General features: G+C 72.4%; 24 protein-coding genes and 1 pseudogene. 12 read left to right on the top strand and 13 right to left on the bottom strand.

The features are described from left to right. Positions 1–52: 52 nt before the first annotated feature. Positions 53–550 carry a hypothetical protein gene (locus BI06_RS39330; protein ID WP_043476572.1) on the top strand — a complete coding sequence of 166 codons (498 nt, stop codon included), beginning with the start codon at positions 53–55 and terminating at the stop codon, positions 548–550. A gap of 348 nt (positions 551–898) precedes the next feature. Here the strand turns inward: BI06_RS39330 and BI06_RS39325 are convergent, their stop codons facing one another. Further along, entirely contained in the window at positions 899–2,296 is a 1,398-nt protein-coding gene (locus BI06_RS39325; protein WP_043476569.1) for a uracil-xanthine permease family protein, read from the bottom strand. A 636-nt stretch (positions 2,297–2,932) separates the two neighbouring features. Beyond that, complete coding sequence (locus tag BI06_RS39320; protein ID WP_043476565.1) at positions 2,933–3,307, bottom strand: hypothetical protein; 375 nt, start codon at positions 3,305–3,307, stop codon at positions 2,933–2,935. A gap of 405 nt (positions 3,308–3,712) precedes the next feature. Between BI06_RS39320 and BI06_RS39315 the strand changes: the two genes are divergently transcribed. Further along, the gene (locus tag BI06_RS39315; RefSeq protein ID WP_043476562.1) at positions 3,713–3,931 is read left to right on the top strand and encodes a DUF6296 family protein; all 219 of its coding nucleotides are present in this window, start codon (positions 3,713–3,715) and stop codon (positions 3,929–3,931) included. Positions 3,932–4,198: 267 nt separating this feature from the next. Here BI06_RS39315 and BI06_RS54310 read toward each other — a convergent pair. Further along, positions 4,199–4,456, bottom strand: a pseudogene (locus BI06_RS54310) (plasmid stabilization protein); the annotation flags it as partial. A gap of 15 nt (positions 4,457–4,471) precedes the next feature. Beyond that, positions 4,472–4,945, bottom strand: a complete 474-nt coding sequence (locus BI06_RS39305) for a hemerythrin domain-containing protein (RefSeq protein ID WP_043476558.1) — start codon at positions 4,943–4,945, stop codon at positions 4,472–4,474. A 231-nt stretch (positions 4,946–5,176) separates the two neighbouring features. Here BI06_RS39305 and BI06_RS39300 point away from each other — a divergent pair, with 231 nt between their 5' ends. Next, positions 5,177–6,070, top strand: coding sequence for an SDR family oxidoreductase (locus BI06_RS39300; protein WP_043476556.1), 894 nt, complete (start codon positions 5,177–5,179; stop codon positions 6,068–6,070). 225 nt (positions 6,071–6,295) lie between these two features. After that, positions 6,296–8,566 carry a catalase gene (locus BI06_RS39295; protein WP_043476555.1) on the top strand — a complete coding sequence of 757 codons (2,271 nt, stop codon included), beginning with the start codon at positions 6,296–6,298 and terminating at the stop codon, positions 8,564–8,566. 560 nt (positions 8,567–9,126) lie between these two features. Here the strand turns inward: BI06_RS39295 and BI06_RS39290 are convergent. Further along, on the bottom strand, positions 9,127–10,047 hold the full coding sequence (locus tag BI06_RS39290; RefSeq protein WP_043476551.1) for a Rieske (2Fe-2S) protein: 921 nt from the start codon (positions 10,045–10,047) through the stop codon (positions 9,127–9,129). 372 nt (positions 10,048–10,419) lie between these two features. Here BI06_RS39290 and BI06_RS39285 point away from each other — a divergent pair, with 372 nt between their 5' ends. The 3 genes from BI06_RS39285 (at position 10,420) to BI06_RS39275 (ending at position 14,116) form a co-directional block, all read left to right on the top strand. Continuing rightward, on the top strand, positions 10,420–11,625 hold the full coding sequence (locus BI06_RS39285; protein ID WP_043476549.1) for a PP2C family protein-serine/threonine phosphatase: 1,206 nt from the start codon (positions 10,420–10,422) through the stop codon (positions 11,623–11,625). Positions 11,626–11,925: 300 nt separating this feature from the next. Then, complete coding sequence (locus BI06_RS39280; RefSeq protein ID WP_043476547.1) at positions 11,926–13,563, top strand: NAD(P)/FAD-dependent oxidoreductase; 1,638 nt, start codon at positions 11,926–11,928, stop codon at positions 13,561–13,563. Positions 13,564–13,642: 79 nt separating this feature from the next. After that, complete coding sequence (locus BI06_RS39275) at positions 13,643–14,116, top strand: SRPBCC family protein (protein ID WP_043476545.1); 474 nt, start codon at positions 13,643–13,645, stop codon at positions 14,114–14,116. 534 nt (positions 14,117–14,650) lie between these two features. On the opposite strand, the gene BI06_RS39270 is transcribed toward BI06_RS39275, so the two are convergent. The 3 genes from BI06_RS39270 to BI06_RS39260 form a co-directional block, all read right to left on the bottom strand. Further along, positions 14,651–14,998 (bottom strand): hypothetical protein, encoded by a 348-nt coding sequence (locus tag BI06_RS39270; RefSeq protein WP_043476543.1) that lies wholly within the window; start codon positions 14,996–14,998, stop codon positions 14,651–14,653. A 109-nt stretch (positions 14,999–15,107) separates the two neighbouring features. Continuing rightward, the gene (locus tag BI06_RS39265) at positions 15,108–16,184 is read right to left on the bottom strand and encodes an IS110 family transposase (protein WP_051742849.1); all 1,077 of its coding nucleotides are present in this window, start codon (positions 16,182–16,184) and stop codon (positions 15,108–15,110) included. 499 nt (positions 16,185–16,683) lie between these two features. Then, entirely contained in the window at positions 16,684–17,865 is a 1,182-nt protein-coding gene (locus BI06_RS39260) for a YbdK family carboxylate-amine ligase (RefSeq protein ID WP_051742825.1), read from the bottom strand. A 236-nt stretch (positions 17,866–18,101) separates the two neighbouring features. Here BI06_RS39260 and BI06_RS39255 point away from each other — a divergent pair, with 236 nt between their 5' ends. After that, on the top strand, positions 18,102–19,070 hold the full coding sequence (locus BI06_RS39255) for an LLM class F420-dependent oxidoreductase (protein WP_043476541.1): 969 nt from the start codon (positions 18,102–18,104) through the stop codon (positions 19,068–19,070). Positions 19,071–19,347: 277 nt separating this feature from the next. On the opposite strand, the gene BI06_RS39250 is transcribed toward BI06_RS39255, so the two are convergent. The 4 genes from BI06_RS39250 to BI06_RS39235 form a co-directional block, all read right to left on the bottom strand. Next, positions 19,348–19,629, bottom strand: a complete 282-nt coding sequence (locus BI06_RS39250; protein ID WP_107113508.1) for a MerR family transcriptional regulator — start codon at positions 19,627–19,629, stop codon at positions 19,348–19,350. Positions 19,630–20,822: 1,193 nt separating this feature from the next. Continuing rightward, entirely contained in the window at positions 20,823–21,056 is a 234-nt protein-coding gene (locus tag BI06_RS55710; protein ID WP_157855387.1) for a DUF6296 family protein, read from the bottom strand. A 9-nt stretch (positions 21,057–21,065) separates the two neighbouring features. Further along, the gene (locus tag BI06_RS39240) at positions 21,066–21,473 is read right to left on the bottom strand and encodes an STAS domain-containing protein (protein WP_157855386.1); all 408 of its coding nucleotides are present in this window, start codon (positions 21,471–21,473) and stop codon (positions 21,066–21,068) included. Between the two features lie 105 nt (positions 21,474–21,578). Next, a complete protein-coding gene (locus tag BI06_RS39235; protein WP_051742822.1) occupies positions 21,579–21,947 on the bottom strand; it encodes a helix-turn-helix domain-containing protein in 369 nt (122 codons plus the stop codon). 189 nt (positions 21,948–22,136) lie between these two features. Here BI06_RS39235 and BI06_RS39230 point away from each other — a divergent pair, with 189 nt between their 5' ends. The 3 genes from BI06_RS39230 (at position 22,137) to BI06_RS39220 (ending at position 25,034) form a co-directional block, all read left to right on the top strand. Then, positions 22,137–23,153: a YihY/virulence factor BrkB family protein gene (locus BI06_RS39230; RefSeq protein WP_051742821.1), complete on the top strand. Its 1,017-nt coding sequence runs from the start codon at positions 22,137–22,139 to the stop codon at positions 23,151–23,153. 455 nt (positions 23,154–23,608) lie between these two features. Continuing rightward, on the top strand, positions 23,609–24,295 hold the full coding sequence (locus tag BI06_RS39225; RefSeq protein ID WP_030396791.1) for an HAD family hydrolase: 687 nt from the start codon (positions 23,609–23,611) through the stop codon (positions 24,293–24,295). A 10-nt stretch (positions 24,296–24,305) separates the two neighbouring features. Then, positions 24,306–25,034 carry a class I SAM-dependent methyltransferase gene (locus tag BI06_RS39220; RefSeq protein WP_043476539.1) on the top strand — a complete coding sequence of 243 codons (729 nt, stop codon included), beginning with the start codon at positions 24,306–24,308 and terminating at the stop codon, positions 25,032–25,034. Between the two features lie 40 nt (positions 25,035–25,074). On the opposite strand, the gene BI06_RS39215 is transcribed toward BI06_RS39220, so the two are convergent. Beyond that, positions 25,075–25,584 carry an LLM class flavin-dependent oxidoreductase gene (locus tag BI06_RS39215; RefSeq protein WP_051742820.1) on the bottom strand — a complete coding sequence of 170 codons (510 nt, stop codon included), beginning with the start codon at positions 25,582–25,584 and terminating at the stop codon, positions 25,075–25,077. 274 nt (positions 25,585–25,858) lie between these two features. On the opposite strand from BI06_RS39215, the gene BI06_RS39205 reads away from it, so the two are divergent. Next, a complete protein-coding gene (locus BI06_RS39205; protein WP_030396787.1) occupies positions 25,859–26,119 on the top strand; it encodes a DUF4235 domain-containing protein in 261 nt (86 codons plus the stop codon). The last annotated feature ends 285 nt before the right edge of the window (positions 26,120–26,404 follow it).

The following is a 26,404-nucleotide window of genomic DNA, read 5'->3' as shown; positions in this document are numbered from 1 at the left end:
TGCGGTGCGGTCTCGAAGGGGAGGTGGCAACCGACGACGGAAGGACGTCCCGATGGCGCACCTCCCGTTCACCCCCACCCGGGAGGTGACGCTGGTCGAACCGGACGTGCTTGCCGGGTGGCGACGCCACAGCGTCGACCCGGCGGCGCAGGAGCGGGCCGGAACCGACCTGCTGGCCTTCCTCGCCCGGGTCGAGTACGGCCGCCGCCGCAGTTCCCGGGCCGGGGCCTCGCTCCTGCTGGCGGCGATGCCCGACGAGGCGCTGGCTTCCGTGGCGGCCGCCGTAGCCAGGACCGTCACCGGCCGTTTCTCGGTCGAGGCGATGTCGCCGGCACTGGCCGACGCCTACCACTGCCTCGCGGCGAAGCCTTCTCGCGGACCGACCGCGCAGCGAGGACGTGAGGCACGGCGTGGGCAGGGCACCGTCGGGGCCGATACCCTGCCTGCGGTCGTGCTGTGTTTCCAGTTGTCCCGCGGACCGGTACCGAGGTCGTGCCCGGTCTACCCGCTGTGCCGGTCGGCCGCTGTCGGCGCCGTTGCGTTCTCGTAGTGGGCCAGGGCCAGGCCGAGGCCGAAGAAGGTCGGGGCCCACTCGCCGACGAAGATGCCCCATCTGTCGGCCCGCGGCCTGCTGTCTGTCGGTGAGAGCGCCGGACGGCATTTCGATCAGGACTGCGGGGATTACCGGGCCCAGGCGGCGAGCCTTACCACGATTCTGATCGTATGGAGACCTTCGGTACTGCCTTGGAGCCAGTGACTATCCTGTCGACGTTGAGCCTCGTGCCGTTGCGGTCGTGGACGGTCCACACCGAAAGACCGGCGTCCTCCAGAATTCCTGTTCTCTCTGAGGGGACCGCCCGTTCTGGGGGCGGTCCCCTCAGAGGTTGTTCAGACCCGGTCAGTCGCGCGTGCCCTGGTCGTTGTCGTCGTAGTCGGTGGTGCCCCCGTCCAGGAGCGACGTTTCGGTCGGCTGCTTCATGTGGGCCGGTGCCATCGCGCGCAGCACGTGGTATCCCGTCAGCACGATGATGGTGCCGAGCGCGATCCCGGACAGCTGGAAGTTGTCGGTGAACTTGAGTGTCACGTTGCCGATGCCGACGATGACGCCGGCCGCGACGGGGACGAGGTGGAGCGGGTTGGTGAGGTCGACCCGGTTGTGCACCCAGATCTGGGCGCCCAGCAGGCCGATCATCCCGTACAGCACCACCGTGATCCCGCCCAGCACCCCGCCGGGGATGGCCGCGATCACCGCACCGAACTTCGGGCACAGGCCAAACAGGATCGCGAACCCGGCCGCGCACCAGTACGCCGCCGTCGAGTAGACCCGGGTCGCCGCCATCACGCCGATGTTCTCCGCGTACGTCGTCGTCGCCGGACCGCCCACCGCCGTGGACATCACCGTCGCCGCACCGTCCGCCATGATCGCGGTGCCCATCCGGTCGTCCAGCCGGTCCCCCGTCATCTCGCCCACGGCCTTCACGTGCCCGGCGTTCTCCGCGATCAGCGCCACCACCACAGGCAGCGCCACCAGCACCGCCGACAGCGAGAAACTCGGCGCGTGCAGCGACGGGAACCCGACCCACTCCGCCTTCCCCACCCCCGACAGGTCCAGCCGCCAGTGCTCCACCGTCTGCCCCGCACCGTTCACCGAGTCGATCCGCCCGAAGACCCGGTCGAACAGCCACGACACCGCGTACCCGAACACCAGCCCCAGGAAGATCGCGATCCGCGACCAGAACCCCCGCAGCACCACCAGCGCCAACCCCGTGAACGCCATCGTCAGCAACGCCGTCCACTGGTCCTGCGGCCAGTACGTCCCCGCCGCCACCGGCGCCAGGTTGAACCCGATCAGCATCACCACCGCGCCCGTGACCACCGGCGGCAGCACCGCGTGGATCACCTGCCCGCCCAGCGCCTGCACCACCGCGCCGCAGGCCGCCAGCACCGCACCCACCACCAGCAACGCCCCCGTCAGCGTCGCCGCGTCCCCACCCTGGGCCTTGATGACCGCCGCCACCCCCACGAACGACAGGCTCGACCCCAGGTACGACGGAATCCGACCCCCCGTCACCAGCAGGAAGAACACCGTCGCCACACCCGACACCATCACCGCGAGGTTCGGATCCAGCCCCATGAGGACGGGAGCCACGAACGTGGCCCCGAACATGGCCACCACGTGCTGCGCCCCGAGCCCGACCGTCCGCCCCCAGGACAGCCGCTCGTCCGGCCGCACCACCACCCCGGGCCGCGGCGCGCGTCCGTCCCCGTGCAGCTTCCACCCGAACCCGACCTTCATGCCGCTCCTCGCCCGTCGCCGACGCCTGCCGGCACCGTCGGACCCCTACGTACGATCAACCAGGGTCTGATCATGCATCGGTTGGAGCCGCGAACACGCCGTTGGTGCCCGGAAAGGGTGACGGCAGCCGTGACGAACCTGCGGACCACGCCATCGGGCGTTCATACGGCGACCCGATTACCAAGATCCACCTGCCCGGTGACGTCCGGGCAGCCGTCAGCGTTCGTCGTGACAGCCGGACGGGCCGGCGACGTACCCACTACGACCCCATGACAGCGATCCACGTCCCCCGTGCGGGCGCCGGACGACCGCGCACCAGGCGCGGCACGGCGATCGCGGACCGTACGTACCCGGCCCGCGCGATCCGCTTCCACCTGCGGGAACGCCACATCCGCGCGGTGGCCCCCAGCCGGTGGTTCCCGTCCGCGACCGGCTTCGGCGCGCCACGCGCAGGCTGCCCGCCCGGCTTCGACACCCGGCCCACAAGGAACGGAACCCGGTCGAGCGGTGCATCGGCCGCCTGAAGCGTTGGCGCGGCCCGGCCGTGCGCACCGACGAACTCGCCAACGCCCGCCAGGCCGCATTCCACCTCGCCGCCGCCTCGTCCGGTGCCGCAGACGACCGCACAGACAGGCCTCAGGCGGGGAAGCCGGCGATGAAGGCGTCGAGGCCTCGGGTCAGGTCGAGGGGTTGGAGGTCGACGTCGTAGTCGATCCACCACACGACGGGCACCGTCGGGGCGAGGTCGTGCAGTACCCGGTGAACGACGGTCAGGGGTGCGACGGGCGATCCGCGGTCCTCGAAGGAGAAGACGCCGTGGCGGAGGTTGTACGAGAGCTCCGCCGGCCGGGCGGCTCCGACGTCCGCCACGATCTCCAGGAAGTTCTCGAACTCGCCGCTCACCGTCGTGTGCGGCCAGTGCCTCAGGACGCTCTCCCGTACCTGCTCTCCGGTGAAGGTCCACGGCCCGACGTGTTCGCGGTCGGCGCTGATGTTGAAGCTGGATCCCACGGGGGTGCTCGTTTCGCTCGACGGTGCCGGTCGGCGCTGGCCAGGAGGGGTAGGGGCGGGTCAGGGTTCGATGCGGACGCGGCCGGTGACGCCCTGGGCGGTAATGAGGCGACCTCGCCGCTGCCCGTGCCGCCAACCGCGAGCTCATAGCCCAGCTCAACCGCTACCCCGATTGCTCCTCCAACCGAACAAGGCTCCGGCCCGGGCACGCGGTCGGTCCGGGCCCGCGATGATGAACGGCTCCGACAGCGTCGGCCGCAACGAGGCACCTACCCGGTTCGCCGGCACCGACGCATTGAAGACACCGCTCGCCGGGTAGGGCCTCGGCCGCGCCGGCAGGAGGAGAATGGAAGGCCCCCATCCCCGGTCGGTTGACCAGGCCGACCGCGCTCGCGGAGCTCCGCCATGCACCAGACGTACTTGATCACCTTCCCCGGTCCCGTCGGCGCCCACGCCCCGCAGCCCCAGGCCACCGTCACCGCGACCGGTGAACTCAGCCCCCTCGGCCACCCCGTCTACAGCGACCCGGCCGGCACCCTCAGGGTCGAGATCACCCCGGGCGGCCACGCCTGCCTACTGACTCCGGGCCCCGACGGGCCGCTGCACGCCCAGCCCCTCGACTGACCCCGATCCGACACCGCCCGCAACGCCACATCCGCACCCGGCTCCGGGCCGTCCGCCGACCGCGCCGTCAGGGCACGAGCGGGGTTCGTCGGAGCCGTGCCCGGCAGCGGCCGCCAGGCGCGGGGCGCTCCGGGTCGGCCGGGTCCGCATAGGCCAGGTCTACCCGACTCCCCGAACTTTGAGTTCCGAGGACCGGTGCGCCGGCGCACGGGGCTGTGAATTGGGTTCCGCGATCGGCCCGCCTGCCCCGCCGACCTGGGTGTTCGGTCAGTGGCCGAGGGCGTCGGCGAGTTCCTTCCTGCTCATCGTGGAACGGCCGTGGATGTTGCGCTGCTTCGCCTCGTTGTACAGCTGTTCCTTGGTCGGCCCCTGGGAGCCGGAGTGCGAGCGCCGGCCGCCGCGCCGTGAGGACGAGGTGTCGTGGGTGGAGGAGCGGCCGGCGGTCTTGGCCTCGCCGTGCCGGGCGCGTTCCTTGTTGACGGTGCGCGCGGCGATCTCCTTCGCGCGCTTCTCGCTCGCGCCCCGGTGATCCTGCGGCCGTCAGGCGTCGGCGCTCGGGACCTTCAGGGGGTCGCGGGTGGCGGTCTTCTTCGCTTCCTGGAGCTGTTCGCCGAGTTCGACCAGGCGGTTGCGGCCCATGGCTTTGCGCACCTCGGGGAACCAGTCCTTCTCCTCCTCCTCGACGTGGTGGCGCACGTTCTCCATCAGCACGGTCATCTTGGCGTCGAACCGTTCGTCCTTCGGGTCCAGGTCGGCCAGCTCGGACAGCATCCACACCACGACGTGGTGCTCCTCGATGCTCTCCAGGACGTGGTCCTTGGTGTCCGGTGCGGCCTCGCGGGCGGCCGGGTAGAAGACCCGTTCCTCGATGACGGCGTGGACGGTGAGCTCCTCGATCACCTGGTCGACGATCTTCCGCTTCTCGGCGTACGCGTGGTCGCCGGCCTTCTCGAAGGCCTTGAAGAGCTTCTCCACGGTCTTGTGGTCGTCCTTGAGCAGCACGATCGCGTCCATGCGGTCCTCCGGTGGGGTGGGCAACGGGTTGGTCGGTGCGTGGGGCACGCGTACCCGCGATCGGCCGCCTCACGCCGCCCACGCGGCCGGGCCACCCGGGTGCAGCAGTGCGCCGCGCCAGGGCCCGGCCCGGGCGCCAGGATCGATCGGGACGGGTGGGGCGACGGTCGACGGGTAGCCGCGACCGTGAAGCACACTCTCCTCGGAGCCCGGAAAGGCCGCATTCCTGTGATGAGCGATCAGTCGACCTCGTCCGAACCGGCGCGCCCACGGCCGGAGCCGCCGATGCCGCAGCAGTCCCAGCCGCACCCGGGAAGCGGTGAGGCCATGGAGCCGGTGCCCGATCACGGGGAGGACAGCTACCGGGGGTCGGGCCGGCTCGCGGGTCGGGTCGCCCTGATCACGGGCGGTGACTCCGGGATCGGGCGGGCCGTGGCCCTGGCGTTCGCCCGGGAGGGCGCCGACGTCGCGTTCTGCCACCTGCCCGCCGAACAGCGGGACGCCGACGGGACGGTCCGTCTCGTCGAGGAGGCCGGTCGTCGTGCGGTGGCCGTCGCCGGTGACATCCGCGAGGAGGGGTTCTGCGCGGATCTCGTGCAGCGGTGCGTGAGGGAATTGGGCGGCCTGGACGTCCTGGTGAACAACGCGGCCTACCAGATGTCCCAGCCGGACGGCCTGGCCGCGATCAGCACCGACCAGTTCGACCGCGTGATGAAGACCAACCTGTACGGCATGTTCTGGCTCACCCGGGCAGCACTTCCGCACCTGCGGAAGGGCGCGTCGGTCGTCAACACCGCCTCGGTGCAGGCCTACAAGCCCAGCCCGCACCTGCTCGACTACGCGATGACCAAGGCCGCGATCGTCGCGTTCACCCAGGGCCTCGCCGTGCAGCTCGCCCCCGACGGCATCAGGGTCAACGCCGTCGCCCCCGGACCGGTGTGGACGCCCCTGATCCCGGCCACCATGGACGAGGACAAGGTCGCGCACTTCGGCGAGCAGTCCCCGATGGGGCGTGCCGCACAGCCCGCCGAGATGGCTCCCGCCTACGTCTTCCTCGCGTCCCCCGAGGCCTCCTACATCACCGGTGAGATCGTCAACGCCACCGGCGGAACCCCCCTGCCCTGAGTCGACTGCCCCGAGCCGACTGCCCCGAGCCCCGCCCTGTTCGACGGTGAGGCGCGGGTGCTGCCCCCGGCCGAGTGGCTCCGTGCTGTGTCGCCGTTCGGAGGGGCTGTGCCCGTCGCGGCATGCGTTCGTATGGAACTCACAGACCCACAGACCCACAGACCCACATCCCCCGCTCCCGGCGAGGACCGCGCCGCCGGGCACCCCACCCGCATCGGAGGAACCATGTCCAAGCCCGGACCGGTGAAGAAGATCGTCGACGCAGTCGCCGAAGCGGTGCGTGACGACGACCGACCGACCGTGGAGGTGCCCGGCGCCCCCGGAGCCCAGCCGCCGCCCCTCGCGGAGCCCACCGAGCCGAGGGCGCCGCTTCCGTCGAAGCCGGACCAGCAGGCACCCGCCCTGTTGTCCCCGACCGGCCGGGAGACCGGCGCTCCTGCGGACACGGCGGCGCAGAGCGGCGGCTACCTCACCACGGCGAACGGCACGCGGCTGCCGGACTCCGACCACTCCCTGAAGGCCGGGCCGCGCGGCCCGGTGCTGCTGCAGGACCACCACCTGCGCGAGAAGATCACGCACTTCGACCACGAGCGGATCCCCGAGCGCGTGGTCCACGCCCGGGGTGCCGCCGCGCACGGGGTCTTCCGCGGGTACGGAACCGCCGCCGGCGTCAGCAGGGCCGCGTTCCTGGCGGAGGGCGTGGAGACACCGGTGTTCGTGCGGTTCTCCACGGTGCTGGGCTCGCGCGGCTCCGCGGACACCGTGCGCGACACCCGCGGCTTCGCGACGAAGTTCTACACCGCCGAGGGCGTCTTCGACCTGGTCGGCAACAACATCCCGGTGTTCTTCATCCAGGACGCGATCAAGTTCCCCGACGTCATCCACGCCGGCAAGCCGCACCCGGACCGGGAGATCCCGCAGGCGCAGAGCGCCCACGATACGTTCTGGGACTTCGTCTCCCTGCACACCGAGGCCACCCACCACACCATCTGGAACATGTCCGACCGCGGCATCCCGCGTTCCTTCCGGATGATGGAGGGCTTCGGCGTCCACACCTTCCGCCTGGTCGACGCCGAGGGCGACACCACGCTGGTGAAGTTCCACTGGAAGCCGAAGGCCGGCGTGCACTCCCTGGTCTGGGAGGAGGCGCAGCTGATCAACGGCACGGACCCCGACTTCCACCGCCGCGACCTCGCGGACGCCATCGAGACCGGGAACTTCCCGCAGTGGGAGCTCGGCATCCAGACCTTCCCGGACACCCCCGACCAGACCTTCGCGGGCATCGACCTCCTCGATCCGACGAAGCTCGTCCCGGAGGAGCTCGCACCGGTGCGGCCGATCGGGCTGATGACCCTGAACGCGAACCCGACGAACTACTTCGCGGAGACCGAGCAGGTCGCCTTCCACCCCGGGCACCTCGTGCCGGGCATCGACGTCACCGACGACCCGCTGCTCGCCGGGCGCCTGTTCTCCTACCTCGACACGCAGATCACCCGCCTCGGCGGCCCCAACTTCGCGCAGATCCCGATCAACCGCACCCACGCCCCCGTCAACGACATGCTCCGCGACGGCTTCCACCAGGACGCCGTGCACTCCGGCGTCGCCCCGTACAAGCCGAACTCCCTCGACGGCGGCTGCCCGTTCTTCGCCGGTGCCGCCGAGCACGCCTTCATCGAACACCCCACCCCGGTCGCGGCCGCAGCCAAGGTCCGCGAGGCACCGGCCTCGTTCGCCGATCACTTCAGCCAGCCGCGGATGTTCTGGCTGAGCATGAGCCCGGTCGAGCGCGAACACATCATCGCCGCCTACACCTTCGAACTGTCGAAGGTGCACGAGCCGGCCATCAGGGCGCGTGCGCTGACAGTGCTCGCCGAAATCGACGAGGTGCTCTGTGCGGAGGTCGCCGCAGGCCTCGGGCTGCCCGCGCCCCGGGCCGCGGCCGGCGCCCGTGCCCAGGTCACGCCCAGCGCGGCACTGTCCCAGGTCGGACGGCGCTGGCCGGCCACCGGCCGGGTCCTCGGCATCCTCACCGGTGCCACTGGCGACCTCTCCGCCGTCCGGCAGCTGCGGGAGGCCGCCCTCGACGCGGGACTGCTCCCGCTGATCATCGCCCCCACCGGCGCCCCCCTGGCCGACGACCTCGCCGTGCAGAGGACCTACGCCGCGGCCCGCTCCGTCGAGTTCGACGCCCTCCTGGTGGCCGGCGCACCCGCGCCGGGCGCCGACGACCACGGGGCCCGGGACGCCAAGTCCGGCGCCGTCGCGGGCGGGCAGTCCACCCTGGACTCCCGCGCCGTCCTGCTCGTCAACGAGGCCTGGCGGCACGCCAAGCCGATCGCCGGCCTCGCCGACTCCCGGGCCCTGTGGAGCGCGGCGGGAGTCGACCCACAGGCGCCCGGCGTGATCACCGCCACGGAAGACGCCGATGCCGTTCCCCAGCTCGTGGACCTGCTCGGCACCCACCGCCTCTGGGAGCGGTTCCCGGCACAGAACTGACCTCCGTCGAGGTGCCTGCACGCGTACTGTGCCGCCCAGGCGTGCAGGCACCTCGGGTTCGGGCGGCCTCCGGAACAGGTGCACGAGCAGGGGAGCAGATCGGTGGGCTTGCTGTCTCCCCGGCGGCGGCGCAGGTACGCGGGCGTCCGTCGGCCGCGTGCGCAACGATGGAGAGTGACAGCCCCGAAGGGCTGACCTCAGCAGTCCCGGGTCTTCGGAGGACAGGCGATGACTGCGCAGCTGCGGACGGATCCGCTGAACGTCTACCTGAACGACCACCTCGCGCGCGCCTCCGCGCTGCGCCGGCTGGCCCGGGACGTGGAGCAGGACCGCGACGACCGCGTACGGATCATGAACCGGCTGGGGCGTACCGGTCCGGCACTACCGCACCTGGCTGGGCCTGGCCGGCGAACGGCTCGGGCGCCTCAAGTCGAACGGCACGCTGGTACGGCGCTCCCCGTTGAGCGATCTGATCGAACTGGAGACGATGCGCGTCGGCGTCGAGGGCACCTCGGGCCGGTTATGGCGACGGCCGCCACAGCCGGGCGGGCGTGCAGCCGCTAGCCGGGCCCGGGCAGGCGGGCCTGGAGGTTGCCGTCGCGGTCCGTGCGGGTGGCGAAGCGCGGCTGCGGGGCCGTGGCCGGGCCGCCGACGTTCCAGCCGTCGGACAGGCGGAAGACGCTGCCGTGCCAGGGGCAGGTCACGCAGCCGTCGGAGACGTCTCCCTCCGAGAGGGGACCGGAAGCGTGGCTGCATCGGTCGGCCAGGACGTGGAACACCTCGGCGGATTCCCGCACCACGAGCACCGGCACCTCGCCCACCGCCCGACGTGCCGGCCGGCCCTCGGCGAACTCCTCCGCGCGCCCGAGCGTGTGCCAGCCCGGCTCCACCAGGTGCGGGACGGGCTCCGCCTTGTTCGCACCGGCGGCCTGGCGGTAGGCGAGGTGGCCGCCGACCGCCGCTCCGCTGCCGGCCGCGGTGAGCCCGGCCACGCCGAGTGCGCGCCCCAGCCGGTGGCGGCCGCGCGAGCGGGCCGCCCACGAGGCACCGAACAGGCCCGCCGCGGCGGCCATTGACGCCGCGTGCAGCAGGCCGGTGCGCATCTGCTGGTCGTGCTGTTCGGCCCAGTCGACCCACCCGGTCAATGCTGCCGGAGCCGCGGTGACGACACCGACCGCGACGAGAAGGCGTGCGGCGCGCTCCGTGCCGGGTACGAAGTCGAGGACGGTTGCGGAGATCCACGCGCCGACCGGCAACTGGACCAGGGCCGGGTGCAGCGGGTGTCCCAGGGGCCGGCCGTGCAGCACCCCGCGCAGCCGCCCCAGCGGCAGTGCCCGGACGGCGCGCTTCAACGGCGCGGTGACCGTGTCGAGCTCCGCCGCCTCGCCCACGGCGTCGAGCGTCCGCAGGGCCCGGGCCCCGGGCCCGTCGCCGTGGTCGGACCGGGTGGCGGCACTCATGCGCGCGATGAGGGTTCCCATGAGGACAACGCTGCCCGCACGGCCGTCCGGGCGCGGCCCGTGTTGAGCCGGACGGTGCAACGACGAGCCGCGCGCTCCGGGCCCGGTCGGAGGACTGCGCCGGTCGTCGGGAGGAGCGGCCCGGACGGTGCCATACGCATGCCCGGCGAGCGCCGGGACGCGCCCGGCGCTCCGGTCAGGGCCGTCCGTCCTCGGGCCAGGTGTCGGTATCTCGGGGCCGGACGTACGACTCCTCGTCCTTCGGCGGGCCGCCCTCGATGGCGCGTTCGCGGGAGGGTTCGGCGTCGATGGGCGGTGGGTGCGAGCGCGGTCCGTCGTTGGCCGGAGTCGTGCCGAGAGGCGTAGAGTCCGAAGCATCGTCGGGAGGCGCTTGTGGCGCGTTATCGGATCGGACTGGTCGAGGTGCTGGCCGCAGCGGAGGCCGCCGCACCGGTGGACTCCCTCTCTGTCGTGGCACGCAACCTGCGCAACCGCTTCGCGGCCCGCTACGTGTCGTTCCTGTTCGTGGACACGGCCGGGCGGCGTCTGCTGCGGGTCCACGACGCGGCCGGCGCCGAGGAGCATGAGGACCGCGCCGAGCAGGTCCCGCTCTCGGGCAGCAGCGCCTACGACGAGGTCCTGCGCGGCCAGAAGCTGGTGCTCACTCCCGACGGCGGGCAGGGCCAGCGGATCCTGGCCCCGGTCACCAACCGCGGGGACACCCTCGGTGTCCTGGAACTCTTCCTCGCCGAGGCAACACCGGATGTGCTGGGGCAGGTCCAGGAGGCCGCGCACGCGCTGGCGTACATCATCGTCACCGACCGCCGCTTCACCGACCTGTACCACTGGGGCAACCGCACCACCGAGATCAGCCTCTCCGCCGAGATCCAGCGCCAGCTCCTGCCCTCGGCCGCCTGCTGCGAGGCACCCCAGTTCACCCTCGCCGGTGCCCTGGTCCCGGCCGCCGACATCGCCGGCGACACCTTCGACTACAGCCTCGACACCGACACCCTGCACCTGTCCATCACCGATGCCATGGGCCACGACGTCAACGCCTCCCTCATGGCCACCCTCCTGGTCAATGCCTCCCGCGGAGCACGCCGCGCCGGAGACGACCTCGCCGAACAGGCCCGCCAGGTCCACCAGGCCCTCCTCGATCACGGCCGCCGCAGCATCGCCACCGGCCAACTCCTGCGCATCGCCCTGGACGGAAGCGGCACCCGGCTCGTCAACGCCGGCCACCCCTGGCCACTGCGCATGCGCGACGGAGCGGTGGACGAGCTCCACCTGGTGGTGGACCTCCCCTTCGGCATCTCCGACCAGGGGCCCTATCACGTCCAGGAGATCGACCTGCGGCCCGGCGACCGCCTCCTCCTGTACACCGACGGCATGCAGGAACGCGATGCCGAAACCGTCGACCTGCCCGCCCTGCTGCGCAAGACCGCCGCCGAGCACCCGCGCGAAGTCGTACGCACCCTCGTCGGAGCGGTCGTGGACGCCTACGAGGGCCAGCCCATGAAGGACGACGCCACCGTCCTGTGCCTGGACTGGCACGGCCCGCGGGAAATCCCTGTCCCGGACGCCCGAGCCGACGGGTAGCGGGCGTTGGCGTGCCGTCGTCGCCGAGCGCCCACCGTCGGTCGACCCGTGCACCTGTACTCGCTCCCGGCTGCCATTGGGAACCTTGAGAGGAGGGCACCGCGCGAAAGCCCCCCGGTCCACACCCCCGAAGCCCTCCCGTCACTGCTCCGCGCCGGCCCATCCGTGTCGGCCCATCCGTGTCGGCCCAATCGGGGCCCAGCACAGGACAGAGGCCGCCACCCCGCCGCTCCCGGCGGGCCGGGTGACACCCGCGCGAGTAGCGTGCCGAGAGGGGAAGGCAGCGGCACGAGGAGGGTCATGTCCGACGCCATTGTCATCGGCGCCGGCCCCAACGGGCTGGTGGCCGCCAACATCCTGGCCGACGCCGGCTGGCAGGTCGACGTCCTGGAAGGCCGGCCGGAGCCCGGCGGCGCGGTCCGCAGCGACCGGGCCGTCCACGCCGACTACCTCCACGACGTGTTCAGCTCGTTCTACCCCCTCGCCGTGGCCTCGCCCGCCATCGGAGCACTGGGCCTGGGCGAGCACGGCCTGCGCTGGAGCCACGCGCCGACCGTGCTCGCCCACCCACTGCCCGACGGGCGCTGCGCCACGCTCCACCGGGGGACGGCAGCGACGTGCACCGGTCTGGAAAGTGCCTTCGGAGGAGCGGACGCCGAGGCCTGGCAGCGGCTCTCGCAGCTCTGGGACGACCTGGACCCCCACCTTCTGCGCACGCTGTTCACGCCCTTCCCGCCGGTCCGGGCGGGTGTGGCGATGGCAGCCCGGTTGCGCGCCGCGGGCGGGCTGCGGGCCCTGCGGTTCATGACTCTTCCGGTGCGCCGTCTGGCGCAGGAGGAGTTCACCGGACCGGGTGCCGGGCTGCTGCTCGCCGGGTGCGCCCTGCATGCCGACCTCCTGCCCGAGGGCGTCGGCAGTGCGGCGTTCGGCTGGTTGATGGCGATGCTCGGCCAGCAGGTCGGTTGGCCCGTCCCGGTCGGTGGCGCCGCCGCGCTGACGGGCGCGCTGGTGCGGCGGCTGGAGTCCGTGGGCGGAAGGGTGCACTGCAACGCCGAGGTGGTGGAGGTGGTGGTGCGGGGCGGGCGGGCGCTGGGCGTGCGGACCGCCGACGGCCAGGCGTACCGGGCCCGTCGCGCCGTTCTCGCCGATGTCGCGGCCCCGGCGCTGTACGGCAGCCTGGTGGGCTGGGAGCACCTGCCGGCCCGGATGCGCGCGGATCTGCGCCGCTTCCAGTGGGACTTCTCCACCGTCAAGGTCGACTGGGCGCTGGACGGCGCCGTCCCGTGGGCGGCGCCCGCGGCGGCCGGCGCCGGAACGGTGCACCTGGGCGCCGACCTGGACGAGTTGAGCGACTACGCCCTGCAGTTGAGTACGGGCCGGCTGCCGCGGCACCCGTTCGCGCTGCTCGGGCAGATGACGACGGCCGACCCCTCCCGCTCGCCGGCCGGTACCGAATCGGCCTGGGCCTACACCCACGTCCCCCAGGTGATCAAGGACGACCTGGGGCCCGACGGCATCACCGGCACCTGGGACACACGGGAGGCGGAGGCGATGGCGGACCGCATCGAGAGCCAGGTGGAGCGCTTCGCCCCCGGGTTCAAGGACCGGATCGTCGCCCGGCGCATCCTCACCCCGCCGGTCCTTGAGGCGTGGAACCCCAACCTGGTCGGCGGCGCGATCAACGGCGGCACCACCGCGCCGCACCAGCAGCTCGTCTTCCGTCCCGTCCCGGGTACGGGGCGCCCCGAGACGCCGGTGGCGGGGCTCTACCTGGCCTCGTCGTCCGCCCATCCGGGCGGCGGGGTCCACGGAGCCTGCGGGGCCAACGCCGCGCGCGCGGCCCTGCGCTCGCACCGGCTCCTGGCCGGCCGCGTCCTCGCACCGGGTCTGGCCGCGGCCCAGCGGCTGCTGTCCGGCCCGGCGGAGCGCCACGACTGAACACGGCTGACGCCCGCCGGGACGGGCCGCAGAACCCGACACCAGCGAGCACGGAACGCACAGAAGCACGGAGGGTCGCATGGCACGGCGCCAACAATTCATCGAATGCCCACCACGAGAGGTCTGGGACGTTCTGGCGAGCGGTGACAGCTACGCCGAGTGGGTGGTCGGGACCAGGGACATCGAGCACGTCGACCCGGCCTGGCCGGCGGTGGGCGCCGCGCTGCGCTACCGGGCCGGCCTCGGTCCGCTCGCCCTCCGGGACAGCTGCGTGGTCCGGATCTGCGAGCCGGGTACCCGCCTCGAACTGGAGGCGAGGGCCGACCCGTTCGGCGCCGCCCGGATCGCGTTCGTGCTCGTCCCCTGGGGCGACAACACCCTGGTCCTCCTCGACGAGCACCCCTTGGTCGGACCGGGCGCGCGCCTCCAGGGCCCGCCGAGCGAGCTGGTGCTGCACCTGCGCAACCGCAGACTGCTCGGAAACCTGGCCCGGGTGGCCGTTCGGGAGCACCGACGTGCCGTCGGGACCGGCGCCGGCCCGCACCGGAGCTGAGCCCGCCCCGGGTCCGCTCTCGGCGGGCCCGAGTCCTGCGGTTCGGCGTGGACCGGCGCCCGGCCTTCAGCGTCCGGCAGGTCGGTGCCCGGTCGTTCAGCGCCCGGGCGTTCCAGTGCCCGGTCGTTCCAGTGCCCGGTCGTTGAATGCCCGGTCGTTGAATGCCCGGAGGGCGGGCCGCCGGGTTCCTGCGGGTCGACGCCGGTGCGGGCCTTCGCGGTGCGGCCGCCGCTGGGACGGCCCGACGGGCCCTGCGGGCCGAGGTCGTAACTGTGCTTCGAGGGGCCCTGGTCCTCGCCGCGGTCTCCCGCGCTCTCCACGGTGTTGCCGGGCACGTCCTGGTCCTCCTCGGCGGCCCTCTCCCGGCCCGGCCCCGGCTCGGGGGCGTAGGTGTCGGGGTGGAAGGAGCGGTGGGCGCTGTCGTTCGGTTCCTGGTGCTCGGCGTCGATGTCCGGCGACCAGCCGTGCTGGTCCGCTCCGGAGTCGGGTCCACGGGGTCGCCGGTGCCGTCCGGGTGCTGCGGGGCCCGCCGGCTCAGTGCCCGGGGGAGCCGTAGTAGGTCGCGAGGCCCTCGCGATAGCCGGAATCGCCCTGGTGGACGTTGGAGTCGTACTCGGGCGCGTCCTTGATCTGTTCCTTGGAGCGGTTGACGTGGATCGTCTCGCCGTCGTGGTCGACCCGGGTGATGGTGCCGGCCGGCAGCATCACGTGCTTGCCGATCAGCCACGGCTTGCAGTTCACGACGATGTAGGCGGCGCCGACGTCGTCGGTGGCGTCGTCGACCTTGCCGATGTGACCGTCGTTCGCCTCGACCTTGTAGCCCGTCAGGCTCGTGCCGGGCGTGTACTGCGACTCGGGGCTGAAGCCCCAGATGGTGGTCATGGTCGATCTCCTTGCTCGGTGGTCTCCCTCGCCGGCCGCCTAGGCGCCGTACGGTTTCGGGGCCGGACGGCGCCGGGACGGACGGACCAGGAGGATGCTCCTATAGACGTCAAGCCGCAGGAGCGAGGTCGGTTTGAGCGATTTGTTCGGCTGGTGCTGCAGTCAGCGCGCGGTAGATCTCGCGGGCGACGAAGCGCTTGAGGCAGCGGGTGATGTCCTTCTTTGACAGTCCCTCCTTTGTGCGCCGGGCGACGTAGGCCCGGGTGCGCTCGTCGTAGCGCATCCGGACCAGCACGATGGTGTGCAGGGCGTTGTTCGCGGCCCGGTCACCACCTCGGTTGAGGCGGTGACGATGGGTGCGGCCGGAGGACGCGGGGATCGGCGCGACTCCGGCAAGGTGCGCGAACGCGCTCTCGGAGCGCATTCGTTCAGGGTTGTCCCCGGCCGATGCGAGGAGCTGGCCGGCTGTCTCGGGGCCGACGCCGAAGAGCGCGAGCAACTCCGGCGCGGCCTGGCGGACCAGTGGTCCGATCTGGGTGTCGAGCTCGGTGATCTCGTCGTCGAGCGCTTGGTGGCGGCGGGCCAGGCGCCGCAGGGCCGCTTTGGTCGCGGCCAGTGGCGTCGACAGGTCCGCACCGGGCCGCAGCCTGGCGAGTGTGCGTATCAGGGCGGCCCGTTCCAGCCCCGCAAGCTGCTCGCGCAAGACCGCGGGAGCGGACACGAGCATGCTGCGGATCTGGTTCATCGCCTGGGTGCGGGCTTTGACCGCGCCGCGGCGGGTGACCCGCAGCACCCGCACGGCCTCGACCGTGCCGTCGCGGCTCTTCGGGACGCCGGTGGCCCGTCCGGAGGCCACCGCCGTTGCGGCGGCGTAAGCGTCGATCGGGTCGGACTTGCCCCTCGTCCGCCGGGTCTTGCGGTCAGGCCGGTCCACATCGACGACGGTGACCCCGGCGGCGGTGAGTACCCGGGCGAGCTCGGCACCGTAGGCACCGGTGCCCTCCACACCGACCGCTGCCAGTTCACCGTGCGAACGCATCCAGTCCAGCAGGTCCCGGTAGCCCTGGACGGTGGCCGGGAACTCGCGATCGGCGAGGTGCCGGCCCAGCCGGCCGATCACCGCCGCATGGTGGGTCGATCCGTGAGTGTCGACTCCACCGGTGATCTCCGGGCCGTCGTGCGTCATGCTGGTCATGTCCGTCTTTGCCGCTTGTCCGAGCCGAGGGCGGCACGCGCCGGTCGGGCGGGTGGACAAGACAGTGACGGGGCCTCTGGCCAGGCTCCTATGAAGTCACAAGCGCCCGTCCGGCCGCGTGCGTGGTGACGCCGCCGACGGGCCGACAAATCCCAAACAGGACAGTCGAAACGTCAGTCAGTGCTCGGGTCAGACCCGCCAGCAGCGACCCTCGCTCAGCTCCCAACGCCCGGCATCCATCCGGTCCAGGAACGCGTGACCTGCGGCAGGCCACGCGTTCGGCCCTGTGACGGCCCGGCGTCAGTAGCGTGCGCAGCATGTCGTGGTCGACTTTCCTGCATGGCGGCCGGACGGAGCAGGAGGGCGGTGTCTGCACCCGGTGCTCGCCGTCCTGGTCGAGGTGGAGGCCGCGTACGCCGAACCGCCCCGCCCGCAACGGACAGCTGAGCACTCCCGCCCGTGATCCTTCCGGTGGAGCGCGGAGCGCCGGTCACCAAGGCGCCGCGATGCTCTCCGAAGCGGGGGAGACGGTTGGGGAGTCGGAGCCCGGAACGGCGGTCGCAGCTCCGATGGTGAGACCGGCCAGGTCGTCGACCACGTCGGTCAGCGACCCGCGGCGGGAGAAGACGGCCCGTTGCCGGTCGGCGCCGGTGCCGCGGGTCAGCCGACGGTGCAGAAGCAGGCGGGCGGTTTCCAAGTCGCCCGCCGTGGCCAGGGCGGGAGCGGCAAGGTCGAACAGGTCGGCGACCAGGCGGGGCATGGGCAGGCGGCGCCCGGTGCACGGGTGGGTGCCGGTCGCGCCGAGGCCGCCGATCGCGGCTTGGCGATGGGCCTCGCGCAGGACCACCGTGGCCATGCAGGCCGGCGGGCTGCCGTTGCGGTGGTCGGCGAGGAAGGTGTGGGCCAGGGCACGCAGCAGGACGGCCAACAGGAGCGGGGTGTCGGCGTCGGCGTTGGCGTCGGCGATCCTGACCTCCAGAGTGGGCAGGTGCTCGGACGGCCGGGCGTACCAGTAGAGCATCTTGCGATCGAGGATCACCCGGTCCGCCGTCAGCCGCTGCACGGTCCGCTCGTACCCCTTCGGGTCCAGGACCGGGGCGGGCCCGCAGGTGGGCCACGCCAGGTAGCGGCCGCCACGGCTGCTCGCGGCGCCGCGGTCCTGCCCCTCGCAGAAAGGCGAGTTGACGCACAGTGCCTGGAGGACGGGCAGCCAGGGGCGCAGGTGCGCGCTGATCGCCAGGGCGTCTGCACGGCTGAGGTCACCCAGATGGACGTGCAGGCCGCAGATTTCGCCGCCCACCTGGTCGGCGGCGCCGTCCAGGTGGGCGGCGACACGCAGGTAGCGGTCGATGGGGGTGAGTGGCAGCGGGTGGTCGCTGGGCAGGACCGCGGTACCGGTGGCCACCAGCAGGCACCCGGCGCTCTCGGCCGCCTCGGCCATGACCCGGCGCGCACGAAGCAGCTCCGACCGCAGGCCCGCCGCAGTCGTGACGGGATGCGTGCACGCCTCGACCTGGCTCGCCAGAAACTCGTGCTGCGCCCGGGCGCCGAGAGCCCGGGCGGCGTGCGGCACCACGAGGTGGGCGCGGGGCACGGTCCGGCGTGTCACCGGGTCGACCAGCAGGAACTCCTCCTCGACCCCGAACTTGAAGGTGGCGCCCCGGCCGGTCATCGCCGGTGCCCCCTGACGATGGTCGGCAGCCGGTGCCGCTGGGGCCGGGCAGCACCGCGTTCGCGGAAGTCTTGAGTCATGTGGCCGCGCTCCCTTGTCACCCTGCGTATGTCCCGCGCGAGGGGGCGGAAACGGTGCGGACGCTGCTCGTCGCGGAACGGCTCGAGCCGGGGTGGCGGGTGGATGGACGTGCCCCGCCGCTGTGCGGGGCGCCGCTTTCGGGGCAGACGCGGAGCATGATGAAGATCGGATACACGATGATGACCGAGCAGCGCGGACCGCGGGACCTGGTCGCGGACGTGGTGCGCGCGGAGCGGGCCGGGTTCGACTTCTCGGTGATCTCCGACCACTCCTTCCCCTGGCTGGACGAGCAGGGCCACGCTCCGTACGCGTGGGCAGTGCTCGGTGCAGCCGCGCAGGCCACCTCCCGGATCCCGCTGATGACCTACGTGACCTGTCCGACGTTCCGCTACCACCCGGTGGTGGTGGCGCAGAAGGCCACCACGGTGCAACTGCTGTCCGAGGGCCGCTTCCGGCTCGGACTGGGCAGCGGCGAGAACCTCAACGAGCACGTCGTCGGCCGTGGCTGGCCGGCGGCGCCGGTGCGTCAGGAGATGCTCGCCGAGGCCGTGCAGATCATCCGTGAGCTGTTCGACGGTGGGTACGTCACCCGCAAGGGCCGGTACTTCGACGTCGAGGGTGCCCGCCTGTGGGATCTTCCCGACAGGCCGCCGCTGATCGGGATCGCCGTCTCGGGGCCGGACTCCTGTGAACTGGCAGGGCGGCTGGCGGACCTGGTGATCGCTGTGGAGCCGGACCCGGAACTGGTCGCGGGCTTTGCGCGGCACGGGGGTGCCGGAAAGCCGGCGGTGGGCCAGGTGCCGGTGTGCTGGGACATCGACCGGGAAGCCGCCGTGCGCCGGGCCCACGAGCAGTTCCGCTGGTTCGGCGGTGGCTGGAAGGTCAACGCCGAGCTGCCCGGCACGGCGGGTTTCGCCGCCGCTAGCCGTTTCGTCCGACCCGACGACGTGGCCGAGGCTATTCCCTGCGGCGACCGGGTCGAGGACTTCGTCGAGGCGGTCCGGCCGTTCGCCGAGGCCGGGTTCGGCGAGGTCGCCCTCGTCCAGGTCGGCGGCGACAGCCAGCCGGCGTTCCTCGATTGGGCCGAGACCAGCATGCTGCCCGCGCTGCGAGAAGCCTTGTGAACCCGCTCCACCCAGCAGGCGACGCCCGCTCCGCCCCCTGGCCGCCAGGCCCGGCGGGCCGGTGCCGGGCCGCCGGGCCTGCACCAGTGGCGCCAGTGCTCCGTCCTCGGCTGCCCCGTACCCGGCGGCGGAACGCCGTCGTACCGGCCGGCCCGACCGGCCGGGAACGTTCGGCGGGCGGCCGGCTGTCGGGGACGCGGGGTACTCGGGGCCTGGGCGACCCGCGTGTGCGGCTGATTGCTCACCGCGGGCCGACCGCGTCGTGCTGGTGGGCGGGTCAGGTGTCGGCGGCGGGTTCCTGGTCGTGCTGGGGGCGACGGAGTTGCTCGTTGATGCGCAGGGCTTCTTCGAGTTGGTCTTCGAGGATGATGATGCGGCAGGCGGCGTCGATGGGGGTGCCCTGGTCGACGAGGTCGCGGGCGCGCATGGCGATCCGTAGTTGGTAGCGGGAGTAGCGGCGGTGTCCGCCCTCGGAACGCAGTGGGGTGATGAGGCCCTGGTCGCCGAGGGCGCGCAGGAAGCCGGGGGTGGTGCCGGTCATCGCGGCGGCGCGGCCCATGGTGTAGGCGGGGTAGTCGTCATCGTCGAACGAGCTGACGGCGTCGGGGGTGTGCGGTCGGATGGTTGCCGTGGTCACTGCACCTCTTCTTGTTGTCGTGTCCGGGGACGCGCTGAGGGCCCCGGGGCCGTTGCGGCTCCCGGGGCCCCGAAGGGGTTTTACACCATCTACCGGCTCTGGGGCCGGGTTCCTTGTGTCCGCCTCGCCCCGGGGGTGGGGGCGTGCGGGGATCGCGTATGCGTGACCGCACCTGGGCATGCGCATGTGCGGACGACTACCTCGAATCCGCGTCGGCGCTGCGCATGCCCGGAGCTTTGTCACTATGCGTAACGGCCTGAGGGTCTGGAGCCGGGGGCCATACCGGGCCAGGCGTCTCGGCCGTGGGTGCACTGTGGGCGCTGGCCGGCCCGGGGTCGGACGGGCCACCGGGGGCTCCGTGGACGGGTGGTGCGGCAGGTGGTCAGACGAGTCGGTCGCGGTGGGTGGCCGCGGCTTCGCGGACGAGCTGGGCGAAGTGGCTGTTGCTGCGGTCGTGCGGCGGTCCGGTGTGCTCGGCGTCGTCCCGGTTCTCGTCGAGGTCGTCCTCGTCGTCGAGTTCGGCGTATTCGTCGTGGAGGAGCCGGCAGCCGTGGATGCCGGCGAGGAGGTCTTCGAGGAGGTCGGGGGCGGGGCGGTTGGGGTCGAGCGGGGTGAGGCGCAGGCCGGTGTCCTCGGGGTCGGTGTTCGGGCCTGTCTGTTCGGTGAGTTCGTCGTCGAGGTCTTCGAGTTGTTCGCGCAGGCCGTCGGGGTCGGGGAGGAGGCCGTCGGCGACGTGGAGGGCGTGGCGTACGAGGCCGGTGACGGCGTCGTACGGGGAGGCGCCGGCTTCGAGGAGCTGGAGGACGAGGGTGGGGGTCTCGTGGGGGAGGGCTTCGATGTTGTCGGCTTCGAGAAGCAGGGTGGTGGGGGAGTGGCTGGTTGCTTCGGCGGTGACCTCGGCGGCGGCTGCGAGCCAGTGTGCTGCGGCGACGGCGGCGGCGGTGGGGTCGATCTCGGTGAACAGTGCGGCGGGGCCGAAGGGGTCCTGTGCGAGGAGGTGGTCGGCGGCCGAGACCTGGGTGGGGGAAGCGCTCTCGCGGCCGAGGAGGACGGCCTGACGGGCGCGGCCGGTGAGGTCGCCGAGTTCGGCGTTGGGCCCGGCTCGTTGTCCGGGGTCAGGGCAGGAGCTGGGCGAGGAGGCAGGTGTGCCGGCTGCGGCCGGCGGGGACGGCGAGAGGGCGGGCGATGCCGTCGGTGATCTCGACGCGGAAGGTGCCGACGGTGTCGGCGAAGACCGGTCGGCCGTCTGCGGTGGTCTCACCGGTGGCGTGCACGATGATCACTTCCGGTGGGCCGTGCCGTCCGGGCTGCCCGGGCAGGGTCACCGCATAGCGCGAGAGGGTGTTCATGGTGATCGGTCACCCGGTCGGCCGGTCGGATTCGCCGTCCAGCGCGGCGTGGACGCTGTCGTGGAGGGTGAAGAGCCGGTCGGTTTCGGTGAGCTTGAGGACCCGCAGGGCCTGCGGTGTCACGGCGGCCAGTGCCATCCTCGTCCCTGCGGCGTTCGCGTCCCGGCGGGCGGAGAGCAGGGCGTTGAGGCAGACCGAGTAGCAGAAGCCGAGGCCTGCGAGGTCGACCACCAGCAGGGGCGGGCGGTCGACGATCGCTTTGGCCAGGGCTTCGTCCAGGGCGCGGCGGGTGTCCTGGTCGACGTCTCCGTGCACGTGGATGATCGCTGCGCTGCCGGGGATCGTCGTGGAGGTGACCCGCAGCAGTGGGGCGCCGGGACGGGTGTCCCGGCGGGGGAACTCGGACGGAGCGCTCACGGTTCTCACCGCCTGCACCCGGAGGCGGACGTGGCTGGGGCGCCGCGGCCAGCGGCCGTGGAGCGGCCGGGAGCGGTGCATACAGCTGGGCGGTGGGACCGGGGGTCAGTCGTTGTCCTGTTCATCGTGATCACCGGGATGGGTGGCGGGAACGGGTGCGCTGCCGTGGTGGGGGCGGAGATCCGCGAAGAGGTCAAGGAAACCGGCGATCTCGTGGCCGGCTTCGGCGGGATGGCGGAAGGACGTGTCGCGCGCGACGTGGTAGTGGTTGCGGCGGCCGTGGCGGGAGCGGGTCAGGTAGCCGGCGCTCTCCAGATCGGTGACGATCGCCTGGACGGCCCGCTCCGTCACCCCGCACATCACCGCGAGATCCCGCAAGCGCACATCCGCGTTGCGCGAGATCATCAATAGGACACGGGCGTGCTGCGTCAGGAACGTCCAGCTCGTCCGAGGCTCCCGCTCGTCGCTCGACATACCGCAAGTATGAACCCGGATTCCGGTTTCGTCACGCTTGATTTGTGATGCTTGATTCCTGCATCGGGGGTGAGGAGGGGATGAGTTCGACGTCGGCTGTCTCGGCGTCCCGCCTGCGAGACGACGGACAAGCGGATGCCCCGGCCGCTGCGGCCGGGCGAGCAGGGGCGGAGCCGGAGAGGAGCGGGGATGAATCCGATCGAACGCCTCCTGCGCGGCGCGGACGGTTTCCAGCGGCGGCACCGCCCGGTGGCCGTCGTGGTCGCGGTCGTCCGCAAGTACGGCGACGACCGCGGCGGCCTCCTCGCGGCCCTCATCACCTACTACGCCTTTGTCGCCCTCATCCCGCTGCTGCTCCTGCTCAGTACCGTGCTCGGGTTCGTCCTTCAGGATCACCCGGGCGCCCAGCAGGCGGTGCTGGACTCCGCGCTCGCCGACTTCCCGATCATCGGCGACCAGATTCGCCAGAACGTCCACTCCCTCCAGGGCAACGCCCTGGCCCTGGTCATCGGTGCGCTCGGCCTGCTGTACGGGGCGCTGGGCGTCGCACAGGTCCTGCAGCACGCCATGGCCGAGGTCTGGAACGTCCCTGGCGTCAAGCGGCCCGGCTACTGGCCCCGCCTGGCCCGCAGCCTTCTCCTGTTCACGGTCCTCGCGGCCGGCGTGCTCCTGTCGACCGCGGCAGCCGCCCTCGTCGCCACCACCCTCGGCGGCCGGCCCGCCCGCGTCGGCGCCCTGCTGCTCTCCGCCGTCCTGAACGCCGCGCTGTGCCTGGCCTGCTTCCGCGTCCTCACGCCGGCAACCGTCGCCACCCGGGCCCTGTGGCCCGGCTGCGCGATCGCCGGGCCGCTGTTCACCGCCCTCCAGGCATTCGGCTCGCTCCTGGTGGCCCACGAGCTGCGCCACGCCGGGCAGGTCTACGGGTTCTTCGCCACCGTCATCGGCCTGCTGTCATGGCTGTACCTCACCGCACAGGTCGCCGTGTACGCGGCCGAGACCAACGTGGTGCTCACCCGCAGCCTGTGGCCGCGCAGCATCCTGCAGCCCCCGCTGACGGGCCCCGACGAGGAGGTCCTGGCGTCCATCGCCCGCCAGGAGGAACGCCGCCCCGAACAGCAGGTCGAGGTGACCTTCACCGACCAGGACAGCGACGACGAAGTCGGCGAGGAGGACGAGCACCACCGACCTCCCCAGAGCCCGACCTGACCGGCGCCCCGCGCCCACCAGCAGGACGTGGCCGACCGCCCACCTGTGGGTGCGGCACGATCACCGCGGCTCGTACGGTGTTCGGAGGCTTGCCGTTACCGAGGCCCGGTCGTGCATCGCCCTTCGGCCCGGTGTCCGGATGGCGGCCGGGTGAAGGCCGACCACCTCGCACCCGTGCAAGGCAGGTCACCGTGGTGCCTGCCACTTCCCGGCGTCGAGGTCAGGACGGGGGTACGACGAGCAGGAGCAGTGCGCCGCGGCGCGTGATGTCGGTGAACAGGGCGAACACGGAGGCGAACGCGTCGTGGACCCGCACGTCGACAGCTTCCGTGCGGGTGCGGCCTTGCCCGATTCCGCACGGCAAGGCTCGCGCGGTGGCCGTGCGCGTCGCGCCGGCGGCCCGTAAGGTCGATCGGGCGAACCTGCCGGTTCGGGCGAGACCGAGGGAGGCTTCGATGCCGGCTGCGGCCCTGTTCGATGTCGACGGCACGTTGCTGGACACCAACTACTGGCACACGATCGCCTGGACCGAGGCGCTCGCGCAGTTCGGCCACACGCCGGCGATGGCCCGGATCCACGGCGCGATCGGCATGGGCAGCGATCAGCTCCTGGACCACGTGCTCGGCGAGGACCGCGACCACGGCGAGGACGAGGCGATCACCGCGGCGCACCAGGCACTGTTCGCGCGGTTCTGGCCACGCCTGCGGGCCTTCGACGGTGCCGACGCACTGCTTCGGCAGCTGAAGCGGCGCGGCTGGACGATCACCCTCGCCTCCTCCGCATCGGGCCGGGACCTGGAGGTGATGCGCCGGGTGCTGGACGCGGACGACGCGATCGACCACGCCACCGGTGCCGACGACGTGGACGCGAGCAAACCCGCTCCCGACCTGGTCCACGCCGCTCTCGCCAAGGCCGGCGCCGGACCGGAGCAGGCGCTGTTCGTCGGCGACACCCCGTGGGACGTGCAGGCCGCCGCCCGGGCGGAGGTGGCGTGCGTGGCCGTGCTCTCCGGGGGATTCGGCGAGCGGGCACTGCGAGCGGCGGGCGCCCTCGAAGTCCACGCGGACATCGGCGACCTCCTTGCCCACCTCGACGGCAGCGCGCTCGCGGACCCGGCCCGCTACTCGGCCGCGTCCGGTTAGCCGCGCCGACGTGGGCGACACCGACGACTACGCGGTCTCCGCGGAGTTCTACGACCTCCTGCAGGCCGAGAGCGACCGCCGCCTGGCCGAGCGGCGCTTCGCGGACGCCGCCGACCGTGCCCGCCGCTCGATCCTGGATGTCGGCGCGGGCACCGGGATCGTGACCGAGGTCCTGCTGCGGGCATCCCGTGTTCCCGTCCACGCCGTCGAGCCGGCCCCGGCCATGCGCGCCGCCCTGCTGTCACGCCTGGCCCACCTCGGTGCGGACCGGCGCGCCCGCGTCACTGTGCACCCCGAACCCCTTGAGGCCGCGGGCCTGAGCGGGATCGCGGACCTGGCCGTCGCCTCCAACGTGATCGCCTGCCTGGACCCCGCCACCAGGCGTGCCAACTGGAAAGCGATCGCCGCGGCCCTGGTGCCCGGCGGCCTGCTGCTCTTCGATCCGCCTCCCGGCCGCTTGCCCGACGAGCCCGAACCAGCCGTCCGACTCGGGCCGGTCCGCGTCGGCCCCGACCTGTACAGCGCGGAAGTCACCCGGCGGCCCCACCGGGGAGTCCTGCGGACCGTCTTCGTCTACCGCGTGCAACGCGAGGACGAAGTGCTTCGCGAGGAACGGGAGACGTTCCAGGTCTGGCCGGCGCCCGCAGAACTGATCGCCGAGGAACTCGACGCCGCCGGCCTCCACCTGGTGACGGCCCCGAACGCCGACCTCATGGCCGCGCGCCGCCCCGCAGCGTGAAGTGGGCCGCCCGGTAGGGGCGGCCCGCCCGGCCCGCCGGTCAGCGGCCGAGGACGGGCAGGACGAGTTCCCGGTAGGCCTCGAAGAAGACCTCCTGGTCCGGGCCGATCTGCCCGACGTGGACCTCGTCGAATCCGGCCCGGACGTAGGCACGCACCGCCTTCACGTGCTCCTCCACCTCGTCACCGCAGGTCACCGCGTCGGCGACCATCTCGCGGGTGACGAGTCCACTGGCCTGCTCGAAGTGCGCCGGCGTCGGCAGCACCTGCGCGAGCTCCCCGGGCAGCAGCTCGGTCGGCCACAGCCGGTGCACGGTCTCGACCGCCTGCTCGCGGTTGCTGCTCCAGCACACCTTCACCGACGTGCCGACCACACCGAGCACGGAGACGAGGACCAGCAGCGCCGGGAGGATCGCCAGGAGGTTGTAGGAGGTGAGCGCGGGAGCACCGGCGGCTTCGGGCCCGGCACAATCGGCCCGGCCCCTGCCTGACCGCCCCGTTTCGCCACCGGTCCCACGGATACACGCGATGGCGAGGGGGCCGCGGCCCATTCCAAGGATTGGCAGTGAAGGCTCCGACACGGCACGGCAAGCGCGATGTCCTTGGCCAGGAATCCATGGGCGAGGTCCGGGAGGTCAGCCCGGCGGTCACCGCCAAGCTCTACGGCCAGGTCCCCGGCGGGCAGGCCGAACTGCTCCGTGTGCCGTTCGGCGGCGCCGGGCTCGGGCCGGCGCCGCCGGTGAAGCGGAGCCGTTCTCGCCGACCGCTCGGCCGTGCCTTCCCGACCGCGGAGCGACGGTGCAGTCCACACGGGAGATGACGACGATGGGCAAGATCTTGTACAAGCCGCTCGGCCTGCTGTTCGGCGCACTCGGCGGCGTCGTGGCCGGTTCCGTGTTCAAGCGCCTGTGGGCGGTTCTCGGCCATGAGGACGAGGCGCCCCGGGCCACTGACGAGGACCGCAGCTGGAGAGAGGTGCTGGTCGCCGCCGCCCTGCAAGGGGCAATCTTCGCTCTGGTCAAGGCGGCGGTCGACCGCGGGGGCGCGGCCGGGACCCGCCGGCTCACCGGCGCTTGGCCCGACTGACCCTCGGCCAGCTCCCTGCACCCGGCGCCCGGTCCGGGCGGGTGTCCTCGCCGGCCTCGCCGTTGATGAGCTTGATGAGGACGAGCTCGAGCAGTTACGGAGGGCGCGCCAGGCGGTCGGCTGCACGAGGACCCGACCTTCGTACCGCTCCTCGCCCATGGCCGACACCTGCCGGCACCGTCGGATCCCTACGTACGATCAACCAGGGTCCGATCATGCATCGGCCGGAGCCGGGAACGCAGAACCACAACTCCGACCTGCGGGCGAGGGGTGGGGCCTCCCGGC

It is taken from the genome of Kitasatospora sp. MBT66 (genome assembly GCF_000710405.2).
Taxonomy (GTDB): Bacteria; Actinomycetota; Actinomycetes; order Streptomycetales; family Streptomycetaceae; genus Kitasatospora; species Kitasatospora purpeofusca.
The sequence above is the reverse complement of the archived record's forward strand: the minus strand, read 5'-3'. Positions and strand labels throughout refer to the sequence as shown.